This is a genomic window from Microbacterium sp. ABRD28 (assembly GCF_003850245.1).
Classification (GTDB): Bacteria; Actinomycetota; Actinomycetes; order Actinomycetales; family Microbacteriaceae; genus Microbacterium.
Genome location: NZ_CP031015.1, coordinates 2716363 through 2739477 on the forward strand (window position 1 = coordinate 2716363; position 23115 = coordinate 2739477).

Consider the following 23115-nt stretch of genomic DNA (forward strand, 5'->3'; position numbering starts at 1 on the left):
AGATGGTCGATTCCCTGAGCATCACCGCCAGCGCGGTGGATCCGGGCCTGCTGACACTCCCCTGGTCGACACCGCTGGCCGACTGGCCGTCGAATCACATCGTCTTCCTCCCCAAGGGCATCTCACGCCACCTGGTGCGCTTCGCCACCCTCTCGGGCCGGGTCGTGGCCATCAAGGAGACCACCGAGGAGATGGCCCGCCGCGAGTACGACATGCTGGGAAACCTGCACCGGCTCGATGCCCCCTGCGTGGAGCGCGTCGCGGTGATCGCCGGCAGGACGGATGCCGCGGGCGAGCCGCTCCCCGCCGCACTCGTCACCTCGCATCTGCGCTTCTCGCTCCCCTACCGCGCCCTGTTCACCCAGGTTCTGCGTCCTGACACCGCGACCCGCCTGGTCGACGCCCTGGCGCTCCTGCTCGTGCGCCTCCACAACGTCGGCTTCTTCTGGGGCGATGTCTCACTCTCCAACACCCTCTTCCGCCGAGACGCCGGAGCCTTCGCCGCCTACCTCGTCGACGCCGAGACCGGCGAACTGCACGAGAGCGGGCTGACGGCCGGGCAGCGGGCGCACGACCTCGACGTCGCCCGCACGAACATCGCCGGCGAGATCATGGATCTCGAAGCCGGTGGGCGGCTGGAGGGCGGCGTGGACGCGATCGCGATCGCCGACGGCATCATGGAGTCCTACCACTCCCTCTGGGGTGCGCTGACGGACACCGAGACGTTCCGCTCGGACGAGATCTGGCACATCACCGAACGCGTGCATCGCCTCAACGACCTCGGCTTCGACATCGGCGAGATGTCCATCGACACCACGCGTGACGGCACGCGCGTGTCGATCCAGCCGAAGGTCGTCGACGCCGGGCACCACCAGCGTCGGCTGCTGCGCCTCACGGGCCTGGACGTCGAGGAGAATCAGGCGCGCCGGCTCCTCAACGACCTCGACGAGTACCGCGCGCGGGTGTCTCGGCTGGGGGCCGACGAGGAGATGGTCGCCCACGAGTGGCTGACCCGGGTGTTCGAGCCCGTGGTCAAAGCCATCCCGTTCGAGTACCGGGCCAAGCTCGAGCCCGCCGAGGTCTTCCACCAGGTGCTCGAGCATCGCTGGTACATGTCACAGGAGCGCGGCCGCTCGGTGCCGCTCGCCGAGGTGCTGACGAGCTACGTCGACGACGTGCTGCGCCATCGCCGAGACGAAGCGACGGTGATGGGCCCCGTCACCGAGACGACGTCGCTGCCGGTCATCACCGGCGAGCTCGAGGCGGTCGAATCCGACGAGTCCGACGACGTCGACTGGCGCGACCTGGTCTGAGACCGGTCTCAGTACCCCACGGTGAACCGTTCGCGGCGATGCTTCGGCTGCTCGATCTCGTCGACGACGGCCACGCCGAGGTCGGGACCGGAGATGAAGGACTCCCCGTCGGCGTCGGTGACGAGCACGTCGCCGCCGTCGCGGTAGGTCCCCGTCCGCTCTCCCGGATTCCACGCCCCGAAGCCGCCCGCCGGGTGGACGTAGAACCAGTCGCGACCGACCGCGTCGGCCTGCAGGTCTTCGAGCACACCGATCGCCTCGAGCGCTTCGGGTTTGTACTCCTCGGTGAACCCCGGCGTGTCGACGACGCGGGGCCCACCCGGCGACACCAGGCTCCCCCCGGCTCCGCCGATCACGCCGATGCGCACCGAGGCGGGCAGCTCGCGCACGAGCTCGGCGACGGCGGGGCGCACCTTGCCCGCCATCTCTCCGCGGGCGGGGACGCTGATGACGACGACATCCACCCCCTGCAGTTCGGCGACGAGGCCGGGCACATCCATGATCGTCCCCTCGACGTAGGTGACGTGGTCCAGCCGCTCGCTCGGCACCGAGCGGGCGACGGAGACGACGGTGTGGCCCCGTGAGGCGGCCTCTGCGGCGATGTGACCTCCGGCGTAGCCGGTTCCTCCGATGACGGCGATACGAGCCATGGTGTGATCCTTTCCTGGTCCTCGGATCATTCAAGCCGACGATCGCACCGGCGCCGGACGTCACACGAGGATGCTGAGCGGATTCTCCATCTTCGCCGCGAACGCTGCGAGCCACTGTGCGGCCAGCGCACCGTCGAGCACCCGGTGATCGGCCGACAGCGTCACCGTCATGACGGTCCCGACCGCGAGCTCGCCGTCGACCACGATCGGCGAGGGGCGCGCCGCACCGATCGCGAGGATGCCGGAATGCGGCGGATTGATGATGGCGGCGAATTCCTCCGTGCCGTACATGCCGAGATTCGACACCGAGAAGCTGCCGCCCTCGAGTTCCTCCTGCGTGAGCCTTCCGGCCCGTGCACGCGCCACGTGATCCGCGATCGCCGCGCTCACCTCGCCCAGCGACATCCGATCGACCCCGCGGATGACGGGGGTGACGAGGCCTCCGGGAACGGAGACCGCGACGGCGATGTCGGCGTGGGAGAAGCGGTGCATCGCCTGGTCGGTCCAGATCGCATTCGCCTCGGGCACCTCCAGGAGGGCGGCCGCCACCGCCTTGACCACGAAGTCGTTCACCGAGACGCGGTTCGCCCGCCCCTCGTTGATCCGGGTGCGGAGGGCGAGGAGCTCATCGACCCGGATGCGGGCCCGCAGGAAGAAGTGCGGCACGATCGACGTGCTCTCGGTCAGCCGGCGCGCGATCGCGCGGCGCATCCGGGAGTGCGGGATCACCTCGACGTCGGCCGCGGGGGATTCCTCCGTGCGTGCGGCGGTGGGGGGAGCCGCGGGTGCACGCACATGAGGAGCGGCCGGCGTCGAGGGGGACTGTGCTGCGGGAAGGGAGTGCTCGTCGAGGTCGCGTCGGACGATCCGGCCGTTCGGACCGGTGCCGACCAGGGACGACAGGTCGAGGCCGCGCTCGGCGGCCAGGCGCCGCACCAGCGGCGAGGCGAAGAGGCGGCGCGGGGTCTCGGGGGCCGACGAGGGCTCGAACTCCTCGATATTCGGCGGCGGGAGGAGGATGCCGTCCTCAGAGGACTCCGTCCCCGCGGCTGCGCCGGTCGTGACCGGTGTCTCCTCGGCCTGGCCGGCGGGCACGCTCCGCCCTGCGACGGCGAGGTCCTCCCCCGCCGCGGCGAGCACCGCGATGGGAGAGCCGACGTCGGCGGATGCACCTTCGTCCACGAGGATCCGGGCGAGCACTCCTGCCTCTTCGGCTTCGTATTCGACGACGGCCTTGTCGGTCTCGATCTCGACGATCGGCTGCCCCGCCGACACCTCGTCGCCCACGGCGACGAGCCAGCTCTGGATTGCGGCTTCGGTCGCCCCCGCGGCGAGCGCGGGCATCCGCACGACCGCGGCCATCAGCGGCCTCCCCACTCGGCCCGGACGCGTTCCAGCCCGCGCGCCACCTCTTCGGTGCGGGCGATCGCGGCGCGCTCGAGCACCTTGGAGATGCTGGGACTCGCCTCTCCCCCGGTCACCCGCTGGACGGGCTGGTCGAGCCAGTCGAAGAAGCGGCGTTGGATCTCGTCCGAGAGCCACGCGCCGTACGACGGCCCCTGCGCCCCCTGCTCGACGATGAGGACGTTGTTGGTCTTGCGGATGCTCTCGCCGACGGTGTCCCAGTCCAGCGACGCCCGGTCGAGCCAGCGGAGGTCGATGACCTCTGCGTCGATCCCCGTCTGCGTCACCGCCTCGAGACTGTGACCGACCATCGACAGGTAGGTGAGCACGGTCACCTCCTCGCCCGCGCGACGGATCGCGGCGCTGCGCGGAGGGATCATGTAATCGAGGTCGCCCTCGGGAACGCGGTCCGCGGTGCCGTAGAGGTCGACATGCTCGATGACGAGCACGGGATCGTCGAGCGCGAGCGCGGCGTTCATGAGCCCGACGTAGTCGGCGGCGGTGGAGGCGGCGACGATCCGCCAGCCGACGCTTGTGGCGAAGATGCCCGCGGGGTCCATGAGGTGCTGCGAGCCGTACCCCGAGCCCATCGCGACCTTCGTGCGCAGCACGAGGGGAACGCGGTTGTTGTCGCCGAACATGTGCCGGGCCTTGCCGACCTGGTTGAACACCTGGTCGGCGGCGACCCACATGAAGTCGGGGTACATGAACTCCACGACCGGGCGGAAGCGTCCGTCGAGGGCGATCCCGCCCGCAAGGCCGAAGAAGCCGTTCTCACTGATGGGGGTGCCGATGACCCGGTCGGGACCGAACGCCTTCGCGAGGCCCTTCGTGGCACCGTTGGTCCCGCCGCCCAGGCGATGGACGTCCTCGCCGAGCACGATGATGCGCGGGTCCTGCGACATCCGCCGGTTCATCGTCTCGGCGACCGCATCGACGAACTTCACCTCCCGCCAGCCCCCGGTGTGCGCAGCGGGCTCGGCGGGGACGAGGCGGGCGAGCTCGCTCTCGTCGCCGCGGATGCCGCGATCGACGTGGGCCGGGTCGGGCCACAGCTCCGGACGGATGCGGGAGCGACCGGCGTCGTCGGGATCGTCCTCGATCAGCGCAGAGACCGCATCGGCCATCGCGCTGACGGCCTGTTCGCGCACTCCGGCGATCTCCTCCGGGGAGGCGATCCCCAGCGCGGCGAGCTCGCGGGCGGTCTTCTCCAGGGGGTCACGCGAGCGCCACTCGGCCTCCTCCTGCTTCGTGCGGTAGCCGAAGGCGCTGCCGGGATAGGGCCCGTTCTGGTGGAAGAACCGATAGACCTCGGCCTCGATCACCGCGGGGCCCTCTCCTGCTCGCATGCGCTCGAGGGCTTCCTGGGTGGCGAGGTGGACGGCCAGCGGATCCATCCCGTCCACGCGCCAGGCAGGGATGCTGAACCCCTGAGCCCGGATCGAGAACCGCGGGTCGGCGGAGGCCTCGCTGGCATGGGTCGACACCGCGTAGAGGTTGTTCTCGATGAAGGACATCACCGGCAGCCGCCAGGTGGCGGCGAGGTTCATCGACTCCAGCACCGAGCCGATCTGACTCGCGCCGTCGCCGAAGTAGTTGATGCTGACGTCGGTGGTGCCCGCGTGCTTCTGCGCCCACGCGTTGCCGGCGGCCAGCGGCGCCCCAGCCCCGACGATCGCGTTGGTGCCCAGCGCTCCGGCTGCCAGCCACTGCAGGTGCATCGATCCCCCACGGCCCCCCGAGAACCCCTGCGCGAGGCCGAGGATCTCGGCGAGCGTGCGCTGCAGAAGAGCCTGCAGGTCGGGCGTGACCAGGGCGTCCAGCGACAGGCCGCCGTCGGAGACGTGCGCGATGGCCTTGGCCAGGAACTGGTGGTGGCCCCGGTGGGAGCCGTTGACCGCGTCGGATGACCGCAGGGTCACGATCGACCCGACCGCCCCGCCCTCCTGGCCGATGCTCGAATGCGCCGGGCCGTGGACGAGGCCCTGCGCAGCGAGGTCGAGGACGGACTCCTCGAAGGCACGGATCAGATGCAGCTGACCGAGCATCGTCGCCAGCAGCGCCGGGTCGGCCGCCTTCCAGTCGGCGGCGGTGGTGCGCAGCTCCACCCACGGTGTTCCGGTCTCCAGCCGGCGACGTCGCGGCATCGCATCTCCTTCGATGGTCGGCGGCCGCGGATGGCGGCGATCCTCACGGTACGACTGATTGGATCCAATATCAAGGCTTCGCCGGAGAATTCATGGTGATTGCGCCTCGCAGGTGGCATCCTGGATCCAAACGGAAGGTGAACGCGATGACGCGAGGCTTACCCGGGATGCGGGGAATGGACCACATCGGCATCACGGTGCCTGATCTCGACGAGGCCGAACGCTTCTTCGTGGAGGTCCTCGGCGCCGTTCCGGTCTACCGCCTGGGGCCCAAGCGGGCGGATGACGACTGGATGAGCGTCCAGCTCGGGGTCCACCCCCGAACGCAGATCCGCGAGATCCGCTTCTACCGTCTCGGGCACGGGACCAACCTCGAGGTGTTCGCCTACGACGCCGCGGACGGGCAGGCCCCGCCCCCGCGCAACAGCGACCTCGGCGGTCACCACCTCGCGATCTATGTCGACGACATGGATGCCGCCATCGACCACCTGCGCGCGCACGACGTGGAGATCATGGGAGAGCCCGTCGCCAGCGCCGGAGCGAGCACCGGACAGCGATGGCTGTACTTCCGGGCGCCGTGGGGACTGCAGCTCGAGCTGGTCAGCTTCCCCGCCGGCAAGGCGTACGAGAGCGGCGCCGACACGCTGCTGTGGCACCCGGCGAGGCCGGCCGAATGAGCGGGAGCGACATCCGCAGTCGTGACGGCGACGCCGGAGCCCGCATCGCCGATCAGGTACGCGAGGGAATCGTGCGCGGGATCTTCCCGCCGGGAACGCGCATCCGACAGGAGGATCTCGCCGAGCAGTTCGGCGCCAGCCGCGTGCCGGTCAGGGAGGCGATCCGGCAGCTCGAATACGAGGGGCTCATCACCGTCGTCCCCAACGCCGGGGCCTGGGTGGCACGCCTCACCCTCGCCGAGTGCGAGGAGATCTATCGCATGCGCGAGCGCCTCGAGCCGCTGCTGCTCGGCTACAGCGCACCGCTGCTGACCGGCGAGGCGATCGCCGAGCTCGACGCTCTCGCCACGCGGATCAGCGAGGTCGGCGCCGACACCGACGCCTTCCTTCAGCTCGATGCCGAGTTCCACCTGCGCAGCTACCGCGCCGCCCGCACGGCCCACCTCGGCGAGCTGGTGGGCAGGCTGTGGAACGCGACGGCGCCCTACCGGCGGGCGTACGTCTCCTCGTGGGCCGAGGAATCCCGTCGCATCGCCCACGAGGAGCACCATCTCATCGTGGCCGCCCTCCAGGACGGCGACACCGAGGAGGCCGAACGGGTCCTCGCCGGCCACATCCGGCGCACGCGCCGTCAGCTGGCGCGCAGTCCCGAGATCTTCGCACCCGACCCGCTCACCTGAGGGCGTCGAGAAGGAGGGGGAGGTGCGCGGCCCCCGGTTCGATCTCCCGCCGTTCGATCCGATGCGCGATCTCGGTGATCCTCGCGTTGACCGGCGTGGCGATGCCGAGCTCCGCCCCCCGGCGCACCACCTCTCCGTTGAGATCGTCCACTTCGCTGTGGCGGCCCTTCCGCCAATCCTGCAGCACGGTCGTCGTCGCACCGGGCACGACGAAGCCGGCGAAGAGGCGATCGGTCATGACCTCGACCACGCCTCTCGGGTCGTCGAGGTCGGCGGGTTCGAGACCGAAGATCGGCAGGGTCCGGTAACCCCGGGCTGCACCGACGGTCAGGGCTTCGTCACCGGCCGCGACCATCACGTCGCGGAAGCCGGGCTGATGGAGCGCGTCGAGCATCGGCAGGCCGAGGATCGCGGAGGTCACGAGAAGGGTGCAGTTGCTGACGAGCTTCATCCACTTGGCACTGAGGATGTCGTCGAAGCGCGCCACGGTGCCCGAGAGCGCGAGGAGATCCGCCACCGGCTCGATCTCCTCGGCTCCCCCGGGAAGCCGGCCCACGGCGAACCAGGATCGCTCCCGCGGTGTGTGCCGGTGCACCACAGCGGGCTCGGTCATCGTCGCGGAGCATTCGATCACCGCTCCCGCCGCGCGTGAGGCGCCCACCGCCTCGGTGAGGGCGTCGGCCGTCATCCCGTTCTGCACCGCCGCCATCAGCCCGTCGGGCGCGAGATAGGGCGCGATCAGCCGGCTCGCCCAGCCGGCGTCGTAGGCCTTCATCACCAGCAGCACGACATCGAAGCCCGATCGCAGCTCGGCGACCTCGCAGAGGTGGATGATGCGAGGACGCACGTGAAGTTCGTCGTCGGGGGTGATGACGCGCAGCCCCTCCGACCTGATCGCCTCGACGTGCGCGGGCCACTGCTCCACGAGCGTCACATCCACGCCTGCGCGGTACAGGTCTGCTCCGATCGAGGCGCCGTTGGCGCCCGCTCCGACGACGGCGACGCGGGGACCGGCCATGGTTCCTCCCGAATTCGGCGACGGGCGGCGGTGCCCGTCGAGCCAGCGTGTCTATCAAGCCAGAGTGTACAGATCGGCTTGCCGCGTGGCAGGCCACCGTCTAGCGTAGGGACGACGTCCGCTGAGGCTGGACACTGCTCCGGCTTTCGACGAAGAGAGCGAGAACCCCATGATCCTCCACCTGGTCACCTTCCGATGGGTCGACGGTGTCACCGACGAGCGCGTCTCCGCGCTGACCGAGGCACTGAACCGGATGGCCGAAGGCATCGACGTGCTCCGGTCGTACGTCGCGGGCGCGAACCTCCACCTGCGACCCGGCGGAGCCGACTACGCCGTCGCGGCAGTCGTCGACGATGCGGCCGCGCTCGACGCCTACCTCGACCACCCGCTTCACGCGGAGGTGTACCGCGACCACCTCGGTGCGATGATCGCCGACCGCTCGGCCGTGCAGCTTCCGCTGACGTCGGGCACTCTCACGTGACGACGATGCGCGCCGCCGTCCTGCACGCGATCGGCGACCTTCGCGTGGAGGACCGGCCCATCCCCTCGCCGGCACCCGACGAGGTGCTGATCCGCATCGCGGTGTGCGGCGTGTGCGGGTCGGATGCCACGGAGTTCGGCCGCGGGAAGGTCCTCGCCGAACCGCCGGTCGTCCTCGGCCACGAATTCGTCGGCACGATCGAGGCGGTCGGCTCGGAGGTCACCGATCTCGCCCCCGGCGCCACGGTCGTCTGCGGCGCGGGGGTCTCGTGCGGCGACTGCGCGCCCTGCCGCGCCGGGCGGACGAATCTCTGCCGCACCTACCGCACCCTCGGCTTCCACCGCGACGGGGGCCTGGCGGGGTTCGTCGTCGCCCCGGCGGCGATCGTCTACGACGTCAGCGACGCGGGACTCCCCACAGACACGCTGGGGCTCGCCCAGCCGATGGCGATCGCGGTCCACGCCGTGCGCCGCAGCGGCCTGGCGGCCGGGCAGGATGCCGTGGTCGTCGGCGCCGGGGGCATCGGCGCGTTCATCGCCTTCGCCGCCGCCAGCACCGGCGCGCGCGTCCTCGTCTTCGATCGGAACGACGACAGGCTCGACCTCGCCCTCCGGCTCGGAGCCTTCGCCGCGCGGAACGCCCGCACGACCGGACTCTCCCCGGCGATCGAGGACACCGGGCTCGAGCCGGAGGTGTTCTTCGAGGTGTCGGGAAGCTCCGAGGGACTCGCGCAGGTGCTCGGGGCGGCGCGCCCGGGGGCGACCCTCGTCACGGTGGGAATCCAACGCGGCGAGCCCGCCCTCCCGCTCGGGTCCTTCACCCTGCGCGAGATCACCATCGTCGGGACCGTCGCGCATGTCTTCCGCGATGACATCCCCGAGGCGGTGAGGCTGCTCGGTACCCGCGACGACTGGTCGGATGTCGCGGGGACCGTGGTGCCGCTGGAAGATGTCGAGGCGGCCGCACTGCGTCCGCTCCTGGCCGGCGGATCGCGTCAGATCAAGACCCTCGTGGACCCGTGGATCGGTTCCGCGCGCCGCGCCCGTCACCTCGCTGCGGGGTCTGCCAGCCCTTCCATCGCTCTCAGCACGTCCACGGCCGAGGCGGGTCCGCCGGCGGACTGACCGCCGGAGTCAGCCCGGTGGCCGCCCGGGGCGAGGGGCATCTCCTGGTGGTGCTGGCGCCGTCCGACGACGAACCAGACCCCGCGCGCGGGCTCCTCGCCGCGGTTGGAGAACAGGTGCGGTCTCGTGGAGTCGAAGTGCAGTGAGTCCCCGGCGTGCAGGACGTGGGTGTCGAATTCGAGCTGCAGGGTCAGCGCCCCTTCCAGAAGGTAGGCGTACTCGACGCCCGCGTGCCGCATGAGCTTCCCCTCGATCGAGCTGCTGGCGCCCGGCTGATAGGTGACCAGCAGCGCGTCGGCGGGGCCGCCCGGCCGACCCGCGAGGCGCTCCCAGCGCACACCGTTCTCCATCTCGATCGCCGGATTGTCGGCACCGCGCTGGATCGCTGACGCCGTCTCCTCGGCAGGCGCATCGGCCGGTGCGGTGGTCACGGCACCGCCGACCAGCTCGTCGAGAGACACCCCGAGGTGGCTGGCGATGGCGTAGAGCGTCGAGACGGACGGCTGGGTCTTGCCGATCTCCACCTGCGACACCAGGCTCGCCGACACCCCCAGTGACTGGGCGACGGAGCGGAGGCTGAGCCCGCGGCTCACGCGCGCGGCGCGGATGCGGGCTCCGAGATTGTCAGCCATCCCCTGATTCTCGTTGGTCAGAGCAGCGCCGTGCCACGATCGACCGGGAGATTGACCGCCGAGACACCGCGATTGCGCAGCAGGAACTGCGTGGCATCCACGACATCGGCCATGGTGGCCAGCCGGCCGCCCGGAGTATGGCGCTCGTACTGCTCGAGGACCCCGGCGGGCTTGGAGGCCCAGAACGGACTGTCGCCGATGATCCCGGGGTGAAGGGCGTTGACGCGGATCGGGGCGAGCTCGAGGGCGAGGGTGTTGATGAGACCGGTCACCCCGCCGTTGATCGTCGACACCGTGGTCGAGCCGGGGTAGGGCAGATCCTTCGCGCGGCCGCCGAAGAGGACGATGCCGGTGTCGGCCGAGACCGGCATGCGATCCAGCAGCGCCCGGACGGTCGCCGCGTAGCCGACCAGCTTCAGGGTCGTGAGGCGGATGGCGCGATCGATGTCGTAGTCGCGGATGGTGTTGGCATCGCGCTCGATCGCCGCGAGCACGAGTCCGTCGACCGTCTCGACGGAGGAGAGGCTGTCGGCGACGGTGTGGGGCTCGGAGATGTCGAGGGCCACGCCGCGGGCAGCCGGTCCGAGTTCGGCGGCGATCGCCTCCGTGCGTTCTCGGTCACGACCGGTGATCACCACCCTGTCGCCGCGTCGCACGCAGTCCGCGGCGATCTCCCGCCCGATGCCCGACGTCCCTCCGACCACGACGATGGTGCGTTGGCTCACATCTCCTCCTTGCGATGTCGCCGACCCGTCGCATCCCACCTGAGGGGGCTCGGTGGAAGCGTGTGAGTCGGAAGTGATACTGGACATCGGTGTCCAGTAGCGCTTTACTGAGGAAGTCAACTCGACGCGGGCGGTGAAGTCAAGACACCCTCGCCGGCGAAGGAGAGCACTCGATGAAGAGCACCGGAACGACGGGTCCCGCAGCGGTCGACTGGGAAGAGCGCGTCGACATGGAGCGGCTGCGTGATGCGCGTCTGGCCCGCCTGCATGCCGAGCTGGACCGTTCGCATCTGGGCGCCGTCCTCGCGTTCGACTTCTCCAACATCCGCTACATGAGCGGCACCCACATCGGCACATGGGCGATGGACAAGCTCATCCGTTTCGCGTTGCTCACCCGCAAGACCGATCCGATCGTCTGGGACTTCGGCTCGGCGGCGAAGCACCACGCGTTCTACAACCCGTGGCTGGACGTCACCACCGCCGAGGCGGACGCGAACCCGCACGCCCCGCACGAGGGCGCCAAGCGGCCTCGCCAGGAGAGCGGCGCGCGCGCCGGGATCTCGACGCTTCGCGGGGCGTTCCCGCCCGACGCCGACCTCGCGGGCGACGTCGCCCGCAAGATCAAGCGCGAGCTGGAGAAGTTCGGCCTGGCGAACGAGCCGCTCGGCGTCGACGTGGTCGAGATGCCGGTCCTTCTGGCGCTCCAGCGCGAAGGGATCGAGGTCGCCGACGGCCAGCAGGTGTTCATGGAGGCGCGACGCATCAAGACCCACGACGAGATCCGCCTCCTCACCCAGGCGGCGTCGATGGTAGACGCCGCGTACGAGGAGCTCTACCGATTCCTGCGCCCGGGAGTGCGCGAGAACGAAGCGGTGGGGCTCGTCGCCAAGACGCTCTACGACCTCGGATCCGAGTACGTCGAGGGGGTCAACGCCATTTCCGGCGAGCGCTGCTCACCGCATCCGCACGTCTTCTCCGACCGCTTGATCCGACCGGGCGACCCCGCCTTCTTCGACATCCTGCACAGCTACAACGGCTACCGCACCTGCTACTACCGCACGTTCGCCGTCGGGTCGGCGAGCCCCGCGCAGAAGGACGCCTACACCCGGGCACGCGAGTACATGGACCGGGCGATCGCCCTGGTCAAACCCGGAGCGACGACCGCCGACATCGTCGCGGTGTGGCCCGAGGCGAGCGAGTTCGGCTTCCCCGACGAGATGGCGGCGTTCGCCCTGCAGTACGGCCACGGTGTAGGCCTGTCGATCTGGGAGAAGCCCATCTTCTCCCGCCTCACCTCCTTCGATCACCCCGAGACCCTCGAAGAGGGGATGGTGTTCGCACTGGAGACGTATTGGCCGGCCGCCGACGGCTGGGGCGCCGCGCGCATCGAAGAGGAGGTGGTGGTCACCGCCGACGGCTGCGAGGTCATCACCAAATTCCCCGCGGAAGAACTCATCGTCGCCGGGCGCCGCTACTACACGATCGACGGGCCGCTGAACCTCAATCGCGATGCGCAATCGCACCTGAACACCGTCTGGGGGCGCGGCGAAGCGTGAGTACGATCGCATTCCTCGGTCTCGGCTCGATGGGGTCGGCGATGGCCGGTCGCCTGATCGACGCCGGACACGACGTCGTGCTGTGGAACCGCTCGCCGGGCGCCGCCGACCCGCTGGTCGAACGCGGCGGCCGGCGGGCGCCGTCGGCGGCCGAGGCCCTCGCCGTCGACGTGTCGTTCTCGATGCTCGCCGACGACGCGGCGATGACGGCGGTCTTCACCGATGAGGCCGTCGCCCGCGCTCGCGACGGCATCCACGTCGCGATGGGGTCGATCAGCCCCTCCCTCGCCGACGAGCTCGACACCCGGTTCGGGGCGGTCGGCGCGCGCTACGTCGGCGCCCCGGTCCTCGGGCGCCCTGCCGTCGCCGCGGAGGGGAAGCTGAACATCCTCACCGCAGGCCCCGCCGACGCCGTGGACGCCGTCGCTCCCCTGCTGGATGTCCTGGGAGTGCGCACCTGGCGGCTCGGCACCCGCCCCGCTGTGGCCAACGCGGTCAAGGCGGCGGTGAACTACAACATCATCCACGCCATGCAGGCGATCGGCGAGACCGTGGCGATGACCGAGCGCCTCGGCGTCGACCCCGGCCAGTTCACCCGTCTGCTCGCCGAGACGCTGTTCGGAGGGGTCGTGTACACCGGTTACGGCCGGATCATCGCCGAGCGCGCCTACGACCCGCCGGGGTTCCACATCGCCCTCGGCCGGAAGGACCTCGATCTCGCCCAGCAGGTCGCGACGTCGGTCGACGTCGATCCCGCCACGCTCCCCGCCCTCATCTCCGTGTTCGATCGCGCCCTCGCCGATCCCGAGCTGAAGGACCTGGACTGGTCCGCCATCGCGGAGGTGAGCAGACGCCGGCAGAGCTGAGACCCGACATCCCGCACCCGCCTCGCCCCACCATCGCAACGAACCGCCCGTCAAGGAGGATGAGCGTTTATGCCTGAAACCCCGCGGCCGCAGAGCGGCCAGCCCATCGTGTTCCGTCACGGCATCGTCTTGACCATGGACGACGCCCACACGGTCCTTCCCGACGGCGATGTCCTCGTCGTCGACGGCAAGATCGCCGAGGTCGGAACGAACCTCTCGGTCCCCGACAACACCTTCGAGATCGACGCCACCGGCGGCATCCTCATGCCCGGCATGGTCGACACCCACCGGCACATGTGGCAGACGGCCATGCGCGCCTACGGAGCGGACTGGACGTTGACGCAGTACTTCGTCTGGTACTACCTGCAGCACGGCGTGAAGTTCCGCCCTCAGGACTACGCAGCCGGAAACCTCATCTCGGCCCTCGACGCGGTCGAGTCCGGCGTCACGACGAGCGTCGACTGGTCGCACGGCCTGCGCACCCCCGAGCACGGGTGGGCCGCCTACGAGGCCCTGGCGACCTCGCCCGGGCGGTTCGTCTTCGCCTACGGCAACATCCACGTCTCCCCGTGGGAGTGGACCGCCGATCCCGAGGTGCAGAAGATCCTCACCGCCTCACGGGACGACTCGCGCATGTTCGGCACCCAGATCGCCTTCGACGTGCCGAACCAGGACGAGAACTTCCCCGAGCTCGCCGCCTACCGCGTCGCGAAGGACCTGGGTCTGCGGGTCACCACCCACGCGGGCGTCTGGGGTGCGACCAACGACTGGGGGATCCGCAACGCCTACGCCGCCGGGGTGATGGACGAGGGTTTCACCTACGTCCACGCTGCGACGCTGTCGGCCGACTCGTACCAGAAGATCGCCGCGACCGGCGGCAACGTCTCCCTCGCCACCGAGTCCGAGGACACGTGCGGCCAGGGCTATCCGCCCGTGCACCAGCTGCGCAAGTACGGCATCCCCACCTCGCTCTCGGTCGACACCAGTGTGTGGTTCAGCGCCGACCTGTTCTCGGCCATGCGGGCGACCGTCAACGCCGACCGTGCGCTCGAGCACTACCTCGCTCATCAGCTCGAGCCGGCCGAGACCGTGACGCACGTGAAGCTCCGCGCGGAGGACGTCGTGCACATGGCCACCCGCGGCGGCGCGCAGGCGCTCGGCAAGGACGGCGAGATCGGGTCGCTGGAGAAGGGCAAGCTCGCCGACGTCGTGCTGCTGAAGAACGAGCACTCCGCCACCTGGGCGCCGCTGGTGAACCCCTGGGGGCAGGTCGTCTACCAGGCCCAGCGCGGCGACGTGCACACGGTGCTCGTCGGCGGCGAGGTCGTCAAGGCCGAGGGGCGCCTCGTGGCGGGCGATCTCGCGGGCGTCAAGGCGAAGCTCGACGACACGATCGCCCACCTCGAACGTGAGGTCGGCGACGACTGGGTCGCGGGGATGCATCCCGAGATCCCCGAGGTCGAGGTGCTCTACAACCCCTACCAGTACAAGAAGTGACCGTCCCCCTCCGCGGGTGACGGCCGGGGGCGGCGTCGCGACGAAGCCGGACGCCGCCCCCGGTCATCCCGTCGGCTTCGCGGCCCGCAGCGTCGCGACCTGGTAGAGGGCGACGGATGCCGCGATGCCGGCGTTCAACGACTCCGCGGCCGCGGAGATCGGAATCGACACGATCTGATCGCAGGTCTCCGTCACGAGCCGCGACAGTCCCTTGCCTTCGGAGCCCACGACGATCACCACCGGCCGATCGGCGAGCTGCAGGTCGGGGAGGGCGATGTCTCCCCCGCCGTCGAGGCCCAGCACGAAGACGCCCTGCTTCTTGAACTCCTTCAGCGTCGTGGTGAGGTTGGCCGCGAGCGCCACGGGCACCCGGGCCGCTGCTCCCGCGCTGGTCTTCCACGCCGCCGAGTTGACCCCCGCCGAGCGTCGCTGCGGCACGAGGATCCCCTGTCCGCCGAACGCCGCGGTGGAGCGGATGATCGCGCCGAGATTGCGCGGGTCGGTGATGCCGTCCAGGGCCACGAGCAGCGGGGTCTGACCGCTGTCGACGATCTTCTCGAGCAGGTCCTGCGGATGGGCGTACTCGTAGGGCGGCACCTTGAGCGCCACCCCCTGATGCACACCGTCGAATCCCGCCATCCGATCGAGCTCGGGACGGGTGACCTCCAAGACCGGGATGTCGCGGTGCGTCGCGATCGCGAGCATCTCCTTGACCCGGTCGTCCATCTCTACACGCTGCGCGATGTAGAGGGCGGTCGCCGGGATCTTCGCCCGCAGCGCCTCGAGGACGGAATTGCGACCGGTGACGTTCTCGGTGTCTTCGTCCTTCTTCGGAGCACGGCGCGGCGCGGTCGTGCCGGCACCGCTCGAGCGTCCCTTGCCGCCCGCAGCCGCATACCGCTCGGCGGCCGCCTTGCGCTTACCGGCAGGGTGCCACGCGCGATCCTCGGCCTTCGGTGTCGGACCGCGACCCTCGAGCGAGCGGCGGTTCTTGCCTCCCGAGCCCTTGGTGGCGCCCTTCTTCTTGCCGCGACCGGCGGCGGGGTTACCTGGCTTAGCCATTCGTCAGACTCCAATGCGTTCCATCGGCGGTGTCCTCCAGGACCACGCCTGCTGCGGCGATCGCATCGCGGATGCGATCCGCGCTCGCCCAATCCTTCTCGGCGCGCGCTCGTGCGCGCTGCGCGATCATCGTGTGCACCAGCGCGTCGAGGGCCGCAGCCTCGGCCCCGCCCCCGGAGCGCCAGCGGGGGTCTTCCGGATCGATGCCGAGGATGCCCACGCAGACGGCGACATCGGCCCACGCCGCGCGCGCGGCATCCTTCTCCCCCGCATCCAGCGCGGTGTTGCCCTGCCGCACCCGCTCATGGACGACGGCGAGGGCCTGCGGCACGTTGAGGTCGTCGTCCATCGCGACGGCGAACGCGTCGGGAACGGTCGCGGCCACCACCGTGTCGTCCTCGGCCTGCGCGAGCGTGCGGGCAGCGCGCTCGAGGAACGAGCGGATCCGCTCGATCGCGGCGGACGCCTCCTCGAAGCTCGAGGCCGTGATATCCAGGCTCGAGCGGTAGTGGGCGGCGGCGAGCGCGTAGCGCACGACGAGGGGATCGTGCTCGCGGAGGACGTCGGCGGCCAGGAGGTAGTTGCCGAGCGACTTCGACATCTTCTGGTCTCCGACGGTCACCAGACCGTTGTGCACCCAGTAACGCGCGAAGCCGTCTCCAGCAGCCGCAGACTGGGCGAGCTCGTTCTCGTGATGCGGGAAGCGGAGGTCCAATCCGCCGCCGTGGATGTCGAATGCGGGACCGAGATAGCGCCGCGACATCGCCGAGCACTCGATGTGCCAGCCGGGTCGCCCGGGGCCCCACGGCGATTCCCAGGTCGCCGACTCGGGTTCGTCGGATTTCGCGCCCTTCCACAGCGCGAAATCACGGGGGTCGCGCTTGCCGCGAGGATCGGCGTCGGCGGCCGGTTCCATCGCGTCGAGACTCTGCCGCGTCAGTTCGCCGTACGACGGCCACGAGCGCACGTCGAAGTAGACATCACCCGCCGCGGCATAGGCGTGCCCGCGCTGGATGAGCCGCTCGATGAGGGCGAGCATCTGGGGAATCGATCCGGTCGCCCGGGGTTCGTAGGTGGGGGGAAGGATGCCGATCTCGGCGTAGGCGCGCGAAAACTGCTGCTCCATGCGATAGGCCAGAGCCCACCAGGTCTCGAGGTCCGTCGCGTTGGCCAGGACCTTGTCGTCGATGTCGGTGACGTTGCGCACGAAGGTCACCCGGCCGTACCGGTGCCGGAGCCACCGCCGAAGGATGTCGAAGCTCAGGGCCCCGCGGAGGTGCCCGATGTGCGGGCCGGACTGCACGGTCGGCCCGCACACGTACACGGTGATCTCGGCGGGGTCGAGCGGCACGAAGTCGCGCAGGGCCTGCGCTTTCGTGTCGTAGAGCCGGAGGGTCACCGATCCAGCCTACCGGCGCGTCTGTCCGTCCCACGCGGGGCTGTCCCGGCGCGAAGGGCCGGGCCGGTAGAACTGTAGGGTGCACGTGTTCGCCGTCCTCGCCGCCGCTGTGCTGTTCGGCACGACCGGCACGTCGCAGGCCCTCGGTCCCGACGACACCACCCCCCTGTCCATCGGCGTCATGCGCATGGTCATCGGCGGCACCGGACTCGCTCTGCTGGCCGGACTCCTCGCGCGACGCCATGCCCGGCGACGCCCCGCGGACGCACCCCCGACGCCGCGTCCGGGCTTCCGCCCCCTCCTGCTCATGGCCGTCACCGGGATCTGCCTCGCGCTCTATCAGCCGCTGTTCTTCCTCGGCACCGAGCGCAACGGCGTCGCCGTCGGGACGGTGGTGGCCCTGGGGTCGGCCCCGGTGATGGCCGGATTGCTCGAGTGGCTGCTCACCCGGCGTCTGCCCAGCGCCACATGGGTCGTGGCGACCGGTGCCGCCACGATCGGCGTCGTGCTGCTGGGCGCCGGGGGTGACGCCGCCGGCGGCGGCGGGACGGATCCCGCGGGCCTTCTGGGTTCGCTCGGCGCGGCGGCCACCTTCGCGGTCATCGCGAACGTGCAGCGACGGCTGCTGGATGCGGGGTGGGATCCCTTCACGGTCGTCGGCGGGATGGGGGCGAGTTCGGCTCTTGTGGCCCTGCCCGCCCTGCCGTTCGTGGACGTGTCGTGGCTCGGCGAACCGGCGGGGCTCGCGATGGCGCTCTGGCTGGGTCTCGGTACCATCTCCGTCGCCTACGTCCTGTTCACCTGGGGGCTCGGCGGCCTCACGGCGGCGACCGCCGCGACCCTCACCCTCGGTGAGCCGCTGACCGCCGCCATCCTCGGGCTCACGGTCCTGGGCGAACGCCTCTCGGTGCTCGCGGTGATCGGTCTCGTCGTCCTGGGGATCGGCCTCGCCCTCCTCGCCCGGGGATCGCGCGCGCCGCGCGATCCCCAACCCTTCGCGGTGGAGGGCTGATGACCGTGTTCGCCCTGCGTCGGGCCGCAACCGCCGATCCGCCGGTGCGGAATCTCATCGACGTCCACCTGCGCGACATGCACGGCCTCTCACCCGAGGGGAGCGTGCACGCCCTCGGCGCGGACGCGCTGGATGTCGCGTCGGTGGAACTCTGGGCGGCATGGGACGGTGCCGTGCTGGCGGGCGTCGGAGCGCTGGCCGCCCTGGACGCCGATCGGGGAGAGCTGAAATCCATGAGGGTCGCCGACGAGTACCGCGGCCGCGGCGTCGGGCGAATGATCCTGCGACACCTGATCGAGCGTGCCCGGCAGCGCGGCATGACCTCGCTCTGGCTGGAGACGGGGTCGGCGCCGGCTTTCGCACCGGCCCGCGGGCTCTATTTCAGCGAGGGATTCGTCCTGTGCGAGCCCTTCGGCGGTTACTCCCCCGATCCGCACTCGGTCTTCCTGACCCGGCGCGTGTGATCCCCGCCGCCGCGGCTGCGCTCAGGCGGGCAGGACGAGCGCGACCGCGAAGGCGGCCACACCGTCACCGCGGCCGGTGAAGCCGAGCCCGTCCGTCGTCGTCGCCGACACCGACACGGGCACTCCGCCCAGCGCCCGGGAGAGCACCGTCTCGGCTTCGGCACGTCGCGCGGCGAACCGCGGCCGCCGCGCCTGGATCTGCACCGAGACGTTCCCGATCCGGAAACCGGCCTCGCCGAGGAGCGCGCGCGTGCGGGCGAGGAAAGCGTCGGCATGCGCACCGGCGAACTCCGGTCGGTCGGTGCCGAAGTGGGTGCCGATGTCGCCGAGACCTGCTGCCGCCAGCAGGGCGTCGACGATCGCATGAGCGACCGCGTCTCCGTCGGAGTGTCCCGAGAGCGCGGGCTCGCCCGGCCATTCGAGTCCGGCGAGCCAGAGCGACCCGTCGCCGCCGACGGCATGGACGTCGGTGCCGATCCCCACGCGTGGGGACGCGAGAACACGATGCAGGGATGACTCCGCGGCCGCCAGCGGCTGGACGGCGACGAGCCTGCGAGCCCGGTCGAGATCGGCGGGGGTGGTGATCTTGAATGCCCGCTCGTCGCCCTGCACCGCGAGCACCACGTGTCCGGCCTCGCCGACGAGCGCCGCGTCGTCGGTGAACTCCGCCGTCGCCGAGCGATAGGCCGTTTCGAGGATGTCGCGACGGAACCCCTGCGGTGTCTGCGCCGCGGAGAGTTCGCTGCGATCGACCACGCCGACGATGAGGTCATCCTGCACGCGCTTGATGGTGTCGACGACCGGGAGCACCGGCACCGCGCCGGCATGGCCCAGCTCGAGGGCGGCGATGACCCGGTCGAACACCTCGGACGGTGTCAGGCAGCGCGCAGCGTCGTGCACGAGGACGTAGTCCACGTCCGGCCAGAGCGCGTCGATGCCCGCCGCGACGGACGACTGCCGCGAGGCGCCTCCCGTCACGACGGTGACGAGATCGCGTCGGTCGCCCGCGGTCTCCAGCGCGTCGGTGAGGGCGTCGCCCTCGCGACCGGCCGGCGCGACGATCACGACCTGCGCCGCTCCCGCCTCGAAGACGCGCACGAGCGCGTGACGCAGGATGGTGTGGTCGTCCAGTCCGACGAATGCCTTCGGTCCGGCGCCCAGGCGGGTGCCGGAGCCCGCCGCGACGACGATGATCGCGACGCGGGGAACGGGGGTGATGCTCACACCCCCACGCTATCGACTACGAGGCCAGAACCTCGTCGAGAAGGACGCTGGCCTTCTCTTCATCGGTCTTCTCCGCCAGCGCGAGCTCGGAGATGAGGATCTGCTTCGCCTTCGCGAGCATCCGCTTCTCGCCCGCCGACAGACCGCGGTCCTGATCGCGGCGCCACAGGTCGCGGACGACCTCGCTCACCTTGATGACATCACCCGAGGCGAGCTTCTCGAGGTTCGCCTTGTATCGGCGCGACCAGTTCGTCGGCTCTTCGGTGAAGGGAGCGCGAAGAACGTCGAAGACGCGCTCGAGGCCTTCCTTGCCGATCACATCACGGACCCCGACCAGGTCGACGTTGTCAGCGGGAACCTCGATGGTGAGATCGCCCTGTGTGACGCGGAGCTTCAGATAGACCTTCTCTTCGCCTTTGATGATGCGGGTCTTCACTTCCGCGATCGTCGCTGCCCCGTGATGGGGGTAGACGACCGTTTCGCCAACCTCAAAAAGCATGGAGTTATGTCCTTTCGGCAACGTCCAGGATACCACAGGCGACATACGCTAGAGTTCGCCGGTCCACCGCACCGCCGCACCGATCCCGACCCCCGCGTGGCCCGGCTCGACCGGGCGCACCCCATAGAATGCAAGGGTTGCCGCCATCCGTTCCGGGAGGATCCGTGATTTCGTTGAACCGCACTTTCGGCACGGGACGCTCCCGGACCGCAGCGCGCATGCTGGCCGCCGGCGCCCTCGGCACCGCCGTGCTCCTCGGCGCGAGCGGATGCGCCCTGATCTCCACGCAGGCCACGACCATCCAGTACTCCCCGTCGGACGGCATCACCGTGTCGGCCGAGAGCGGACCGGTGCAGATCCGCAACGTGCTCATCGTGGCGAACGAAGACGGCTCGGCGGGCAACCTCCTGGGCGCCTTCGTCAACTCCACCGATGACAACCACACCGTCAGCATGGAGTTCGGCGAGCCCGGGAGCGGCATCTCCGAGACCGTCCGCGTACCCGCCAACACCGTGATCAGCCTCGGCGTCGACGGTGAGGAGCCCATCCTCCTGGAGGGCATCGAGATGCTTCCGGGCAGCGACGTGCCGGCGAGCTTCCAGTCCGGCGACGGTGAGACGATCCTCACCGACGTCCCCGTCCTCGACGGTGAGCAGGACTACCTCGCACCGTTCGTCCCGGAGTCCTGAGGCCGCTGCCGACCGCGGCTCCGGTGCGACCGCGCGCCGATCTCAGCCCTCGAAGCGGTACCCGAGCCCCCGCACGGTCACGAGCATCGTCGGGTCGGAGGGGTTCTGCTCGATCCGCGAACGGATCCGCTTGATGTGCACGTCCAGCGTCTTGGTGTCGCCGAAGTAGTCGCTCCCCCAGACCCGGTCGATCAGCTGACCCCGGGTGAGCACGCGGCCCGCGTTGCGCATCAGAACCTCGAGCAGCTCGAATTCCTTCAGCGGCATGTTGATCTGCTGGTCGTCGACGCTCACCGTGTGCCGGTCGATGTCGAGCACGACCCGCCCGCCGACGAGCACGTGATCCTGGAGGTCCGAGTCGGCCTGCTGCAGACGGCGGAGGACGGCGCGCATCCGCGCCAGCAGCTCGCGTGCCGAATACGGCTTGGTGACATAGTCGTCGGCGCCGAGTTCCAGCCCGACGACGATGTCGACCTCCGAGTCCTTCGCGGTCAGCATGATGATCGGCACGGCCGAGGTCGTGCGGATCTGCCGGCAGACCTCCGTTCCCGGCATGCTCGGGAGCATCAGATCCAGCAGCACGATGTCGGCCCCACGCTCACGGAAGGCCGCGAGCGCCGCCGCGCCGTCCTCGGCGATCTCGACCTCGTAGCCCTCGCGCTTGAGCAGGTAGGCCAGCGGGTCGGCGAGATCGGGTTCATCCTCGACGAGCAGGACGCGGGTCATTCGGGTTCTCCGTTCGGGACGGGGCGGGAGGGGACGGATGCCGCGGCGCGGCCGACCCCGGAGGCGGGACGCTTGCGTCGGGGGCGGCGACCCGGGCTGTCATCCAGGGGCGGTTCGACCAGGGGCAGCCGGATCGTGAAGGTGGAGCCTCGCCCGGGCCGGGACCACAGGCGCACCTCGCCGCCGTGGCGCTGCACGGCGTGCTTGACGATCGCGAGGCCGAGACCCGTTCCGCCGGTGCGGCGCGATCGCGCCTGATCGGTGCGATAGAAGCGTTCGAAGATGCGCTCCTGGTCGGCCTCGGGAATGCCGATGCCGCGGTCGGTGACGGCGATCTCGACGATGTCGTCGACGGCCTTGACCCCGACCCCGACGCTCGAACCCTTCGGGGAGTACGCGATCGCGTTGGCGATGAGGTTGCCGACGGCCTCGCTGAGGATCTGGCCGTCGCCGCGCACGTAGAGGCCGCGCGAGCCTCCTCGGGTCAGCACGACGTCGGCGGATTCCGCCTGCAGGGTGTGCGCGTCGACCGCGGACGCGATGACCTCGTCGACCGACACGCTGCGCTCCTCGGACAGCTCGTCGGCCGACTGCAGCCGGGAGAGGTTCATGATGCGGGAGGTCAGGAGCGCGAGCCGGTTCGCCTCGGCCGTCAGGCGGGAGGAGAACACGCGCACCTGATCGGGATCGTCGGCAGCGGATTCGATCGCCTCGGCCAGCAGGCTCACCGCACCCACCGGTGTCTTCAACTCGTGGCTGGTGTTCGCCACGAAATCGCGACGCATCTGCTCGACCCGCTCCCGCTCCGTGATGTCACGCAGAACCAGGAGCGTCAGCCGCGGCGAGATCCGGGTCGCCCGCACCGACACCAGCCGTGGCTCGGCAGGCGGCGCGCCCCGCTGCAGGCGGAGCGTGGAGGACGCCGACGTGGCGTCATCCTTCATCTTGCGCACGAGCACGCGCAGGTCGTCGCCGGGGAGGGCCGCGCCCTCCCTCAGATGGAAGGGCGTCGCCGACGCCGATGCGGCCAGGACGGTGAAGGAGTTGTCGACCACGACGGCCGGGTCGTCCATGCCGTGGAGCACCTCGCTCATGCCCTCGGGGAGCTCGCGGGAGTCCGCCGCACGCAGGCGGTCGCGAGCCCGCATCGACACCAGGACGATGGCACTCAGGAGTGCCCCGATGACCACCCCGGCGAGGAGGGCCAGCAGCGCGAGCTGCGTCGTGTCCATGGGTTCCAGCGTAGAGTGCCAGGCACCGGCGCTCCGGC

23 protein-coding genes are annotated in these 23115 nt (G+C 70.3%); 11 read left to right on the plus strand and 12 right to left on the minus strand.

The window, feature by feature from the left end:
• The first annotated feature begins 2 nt into the window (after positions 1-2).
• The gene (locus DT073_RS13100; protein WP_124293785.1) at positions 3-1313 is read left to right on the plus strand and encodes a DUF4032 domain-containing protein; all 1311 of its coding nucleotides are present in this window, start codon (positions 3-5) and stop codon (positions 1311-1313) included.
• A gap of 8 nt (positions 1314-1321) precedes the next feature.
• Here the strand turns inward: DT073_RS13100 and DT073_RS13105 are convergent, their stop codons facing one another.
• Genes DT073_RS13105 through DT073_RS13115 form a run of 3 tightly spaced genes read right to left on the minus strand, consistent with a single transcriptional unit; the run spans position 1322 to position 5514 of the window.
• Positions 1322-1963, minus strand: coding sequence for an NAD(P)-dependent oxidoreductase (locus DT073_RS13105; protein ID WP_124293786.1), 642 nt, complete (start codon positions 1961-1963; stop codon positions 1322-1324).
• 60 nt (positions 1964-2023) lie between these two features.
• On the minus strand, positions 2024-3325 hold the full coding sequence (locus DT073_RS13110; protein WP_124293787.1) for a dihydrolipoamide acetyltransferase family protein: 1302 nt from the start codon (positions 3323-3325) through the stop codon (positions 2024-2026).
• Positions 3325-5514, minus strand: coding sequence for an alpha-ketoacid dehydrogenase subunit alpha/beta (locus DT073_RS13115; protein ID WP_124293788.1), 2190 nt, complete (start codon positions 5512-5514; stop codon positions 3325-3327). Before DT073_RS13115 ends, DT073_RS13110 begins: the two co-directional genes overlap by 1 nt.
• Before the next feature lie 146 nt (positions 5515-5660).
• On the opposite strand from DT073_RS13115, the gene DT073_RS13120 reads away from it, so the two are divergent.
• Both DT073_RS13120 and DT073_RS13125 read left to right on the plus strand, forming a co-directional pair.
• Complete coding sequence (locus tag DT073_RS13120; RefSeq protein WP_240638616.1) at positions 5661-6191, plus strand: VOC family protein; 531 nt, start codon at positions 5661-5663, stop codon at positions 6189-6191.
• Entirely contained in the window at positions 6188-6871 is a 684-nt protein-coding gene (locus DT073_RS13125; protein WP_124293789.1) for a GntR family transcriptional regulator, read from the plus strand. Before DT073_RS13120 ends, DT073_RS13125 begins: the two co-directional genes overlap by 4 nt.
• Here the strand turns inward: DT073_RS13125 and DT073_RS13130 are convergent.
• Positions 6864-7889, minus strand: coding sequence for a ketopantoate reductase family protein (locus DT073_RS13130; protein ID WP_124293790.1), 1026 nt, complete (start codon positions 7887-7889; stop codon positions 6864-6866). The genes DT073_RS13125 and DT073_RS13130 overlap by 8 nt on opposite strands.
• 169 nt (positions 7890-8058) lie before the next feature.
• Here DT073_RS13130 and DT073_RS13135 point away from each other — a divergent pair, with 169 nt between their 5' ends.
• Both DT073_RS13135 and DT073_RS13140 read left to right on the plus strand, forming a co-directional pair.
• Entirely contained in the window at positions 8059-8370 is a 312-nt protein-coding gene (locus DT073_RS13135; RefSeq protein ID WP_124293791.1) for a Dabb family protein, read from the plus strand.
• A gap of 5 nt (positions 8371-8375) precedes the next feature.
• Positions 8376-9494, plus strand: coding sequence for a zinc-dependent alcohol dehydrogenase (locus DT073_RS13140; protein WP_240638858.1), 1119 nt, complete (start codon positions 8376-8378; stop codon positions 9492-9494).
• Here the strand turns inward: DT073_RS13140 and DT073_RS13145 are convergent.
• Positions 9416-10126 (minus strand): cupin domain-containing protein, encoded by a 711-nt coding sequence (locus DT073_RS13145; RefSeq protein ID WP_124293793.1) that lies wholly within the window; start codon positions 10124-10126, stop codon positions 9416-9418. The genes DT073_RS13140 and DT073_RS13145 overlap by 79 nt on opposite strands.
• A gap of 17 nt (positions 10127-10143) precedes the next feature.
• Positions 10144-10851, minus strand: coding sequence for an SDR family NAD(P)-dependent oxidoreductase (locus tag DT073_RS13150; RefSeq protein ID WP_124293794.1), 708 nt, complete (start codon positions 10849-10851; stop codon positions 10144-10146).
• A gap of 173 nt (positions 10852-11024) precedes the next feature.
• Between DT073_RS13150 and DT073_RS13155 the strand changes: the two genes are divergently transcribed.
• The 3 genes from DT073_RS13155 (at position 11025) to DT073_RS13165 (ending at position 14770) form a co-directional block, all read left to right on the plus strand.
• Positions 11025-12407: a M24 family metallopeptidase gene (locus DT073_RS13155; RefSeq protein WP_124293795.1), complete on the plus strand. Its 1383-nt coding sequence runs from the start codon at positions 11025-11027 to the stop codon at positions 12405-12407.
• Positions 12404-13273: an NAD(P)-dependent oxidoreductase gene (locus DT073_RS13160; protein ID WP_124293796.1), complete on the plus strand. Its 870-nt coding sequence runs from the start codon at positions 12404-12406 to the stop codon at positions 13271-13273. The genes DT073_RS13155 and DT073_RS13160 overlap by 4 nt, the downstream gene beginning before the upstream one ends.
• 69 nt (positions 13274-13342) lie before the next feature.
• Positions 13343-14770 carry an amidohydrolase family protein gene (locus DT073_RS13165; RefSeq protein ID WP_124293797.1) on the plus strand — a complete coding sequence of 476 codons (1428 nt, stop codon included), beginning with the start codon at positions 13343-13345 and terminating at the stop codon, positions 14768-14770.
• 63 nt (positions 14771-14833) lie between these two features.
• Here the strand turns inward: DT073_RS13165 and rlmB are convergent, their stop codons facing one another.
• Positions 14834-15832: a 23S rRNA (guanosine(2251)-2'-O)-methyltransferase RlmB gene (rlmB, locus tag DT073_RS13170; RefSeq protein ID WP_124293798.1), complete on the minus strand. Its 999-nt coding sequence runs from the start codon at positions 15830-15832 to the stop codon at positions 14834-14836.
• Positions 15825-17231 (minus strand): cysteine--tRNA ligase, encoded by a 1407-nt coding sequence (cysS, locus tag DT073_RS13175; RefSeq protein WP_124293799.1) that lies wholly within the window; start codon positions 17229-17231, stop codon positions 15825-15827. Before cysS ends, rlmB begins: the two co-directional genes overlap by 8 nt.
• A 79-nt stretch (positions 17232-17310) precedes the next feature.
• On the opposite strand from cysS, the gene DT073_RS13180 reads away from it, so the two are divergent.
• Positions 17311-18243 carry a DMT family transporter gene (locus tag DT073_RS13180; protein ID WP_124293800.1) on the plus strand — a complete coding sequence of 311 codons (933 nt, stop codon included), beginning with the start codon at positions 17311-17313 and terminating at the stop codon, positions 18241-18243.
• Positions 18243-18707, plus strand: a complete 465-nt coding sequence (locus tag DT073_RS13185; protein ID WP_124293801.1) for a GNAT family N-acetyltransferase — start codon at positions 18243-18245, stop codon at positions 18705-18707. Before DT073_RS13180 ends, DT073_RS13185 begins: the two co-directional genes overlap by 1 nt.
• A gap of 21 nt (positions 18708-18728) precedes the next feature.
• Here DT073_RS13185 and ispD read toward each other — a convergent pair whose 3' ends face one another.
• On the minus strand, positions 18729-19931 hold the full coding sequence (gene ispD / locus DT073_RS13190) for a 2-C-methyl-D-erythritol 4-phosphate cytidylyltransferase (RefSeq protein ID WP_124293802.1): 1203 nt from the start codon (positions 19929-19931) through the stop codon (positions 18729-18731).
• 16 nt (positions 19932-19947) lie between these two features.
• Positions 19948-20430, minus strand: a complete 483-nt coding sequence (locus DT073_RS13195) for a CarD family transcriptional regulator (RefSeq protein ID WP_124293803.1) — start codon at positions 20428-20430, stop codon at positions 19948-19950.
• 218 nt (positions 20431-20648) lie between these two features.
• Here DT073_RS13195 and DT073_RS13200 point away from each other — a divergent pair, with 218 nt between their 5' ends.
• Positions 20649-21119: a DNA modification methylase gene (locus DT073_RS13200; RefSeq protein WP_124293804.1), complete on the plus strand. Its 471-nt coding sequence runs from the start codon at positions 20649-20651 to the stop codon at positions 21117-21119.
• A gap of 42 nt (positions 21120-21161) precedes the next feature.
• Here the strand turns inward: DT073_RS13200 and DT073_RS13205 are convergent, their stop codons facing one another.
• Entirely contained in the window at positions 21162-21845 is a 684-nt protein-coding gene (locus DT073_RS13205; RefSeq protein WP_124293805.1) for a response regulator, read from the minus strand.
• On the minus strand, positions 21842-23077 hold the full coding sequence (locus tag DT073_RS13210; RefSeq protein WP_124293806.1) for a sensor histidine kinase: 1236 nt from the start codon (positions 23075-23077) through the stop codon (positions 21842-21844). The genes DT073_RS13205 and DT073_RS13210 overlap by 4 nt, the downstream gene beginning before the upstream one ends.
• Between the last annotated feature and the right edge of the window lie 38 nt (positions 23078-23115).

What these genes read in the sequence shown, in the direction of transcription:
- DT073_RS13185 (WP_124293801.1), top strand. Translation starts at nt 18,243, where the DNA reads ATGACCGTGTTCGCCCTGCGTCGGGCCGCAACCGCCGATCCGCCGGTG.
- DT073_RS13165 (WP_124293797.1), top strand. Translation starts at nt 13,343, where the DNA reads ATGCCTGAAACCCCGCGGCCGCAGAGCGGCCAGCCCATCGTGTTCCGT.
- DT073_RS13115 (WP_124293788.1), bottom strand. Translation starts at nt 5,514, where the DNA reads ATGCCGCGACGTCGCCGGCTGGAGACCGGAACACCGTGGGTGGAGCTG.
- DT073_RS13100 (WP_124293785.1), top strand. Translation starts at nt 3, where the DNA reads ATGGTCGATTCCCTGAGCATCACCGCCAGCGCGGTGGATCCGGGCCTG.
- DT073_RS13200 (WP_124293804.1), top strand. Translation starts at nt 20,649, where the DNA reads ATGCTGGCCGCCGGCGCCCTCGGCACCGCCGTGCTCCTCGGCGCGAGC.
- rlmB (WP_124293798.1), bottom strand. Translation starts at nt 15,832, where the DNA reads ATGGCTAAGCCAGGTAACCCCGCCGCCGGTCGCGGCAAGAAGAAGGGC.
- DT073_RS13205 (WP_124293805.1), bottom strand. Translation starts at nt 21,845, where the DNA reads ATGACCCGCGTCCTGCTCGTCGAGGATGAACCCGATCTCGCCGACCCG.
- DT073_RS13140 (WP_240638858.1), top strand. Translation starts at nt 8,376, where the DNA reads ATGCGCGCCGCCGTCCTGCACGCGATCGGCGACCTTCGCGTGGAGGAC.
- DT073_RS13155 (WP_124293795.1), top strand. Translation starts at nt 11,025, where the DNA reads ATGAAGAGCACCGGAACGACGGGTCCCGCAGCGGTCGACTGGGAAGAG.
- DT073_RS13145 (WP_124293793.1), bottom strand. Translation starts at nt 10,126, where the DNA reads ATGGCTGACAATCTCGGAGCCCGCATCCGCGCCGCGCGCGTGAGCCGC.
- DT073_RS13120 (WP_240638616.1), top strand. Translation starts at nt 5,661, where the DNA reads ATGACGCGAGGCTTACCCGGGATGCGGGGAATGGACCACATCGGCATC.
- DT073_RS13210 (WP_124293806.1), bottom strand. Translation starts at nt 23,077, where the DNA reads ATGGACACGACGCAGCTCGCGCTGCTGGCCCTCCTCGCCGGGGTGGTC.
- DT073_RS13110 (WP_124293787.1), bottom strand. Translation starts at nt 3,325, where the DNA reads ATGGCCGCGGTCGTGCGGATGCCCGCGCTCGCCGCGGGGGCGACCGAA.
- DT073_RS13130 (WP_124293790.1), bottom strand. Translation starts at nt 7,889, where the DNA reads ATGGCCGGTCCCCGCGTCGCCGTCGTCGGAGCGGGCGCCAACGGCGCC.
- DT073_RS13105 (WP_124293786.1), bottom strand. Translation starts at nt 1,963, where the DNA reads ATGGCTCGTATCGCCGTCATCGGAGGAACCGGCTACGCCGGAGGTCAC.
- DT073_RS13135 (WP_124293791.1), top strand. Translation starts at nt 8,059, where the DNA reads ATGATCCTCCACCTGGTCACCTTCCGATGGGTCGACGGTGTCACCGAC.
- DT073_RS13195 (WP_124293803.1), bottom strand. Translation starts at nt 20,430, where the DNA reads ATGCTTTTTGAGGTTGGCGAAACGGTCGTCTACCCCCATCACGGGGCA.
- DT073_RS13125 (WP_124293789.1), top strand. Translation starts at nt 6,188, where the DNA reads ATGAGCGGGAGCGACATCCGCAGTCGTGACGGCGACGCCGGAGCCCGC.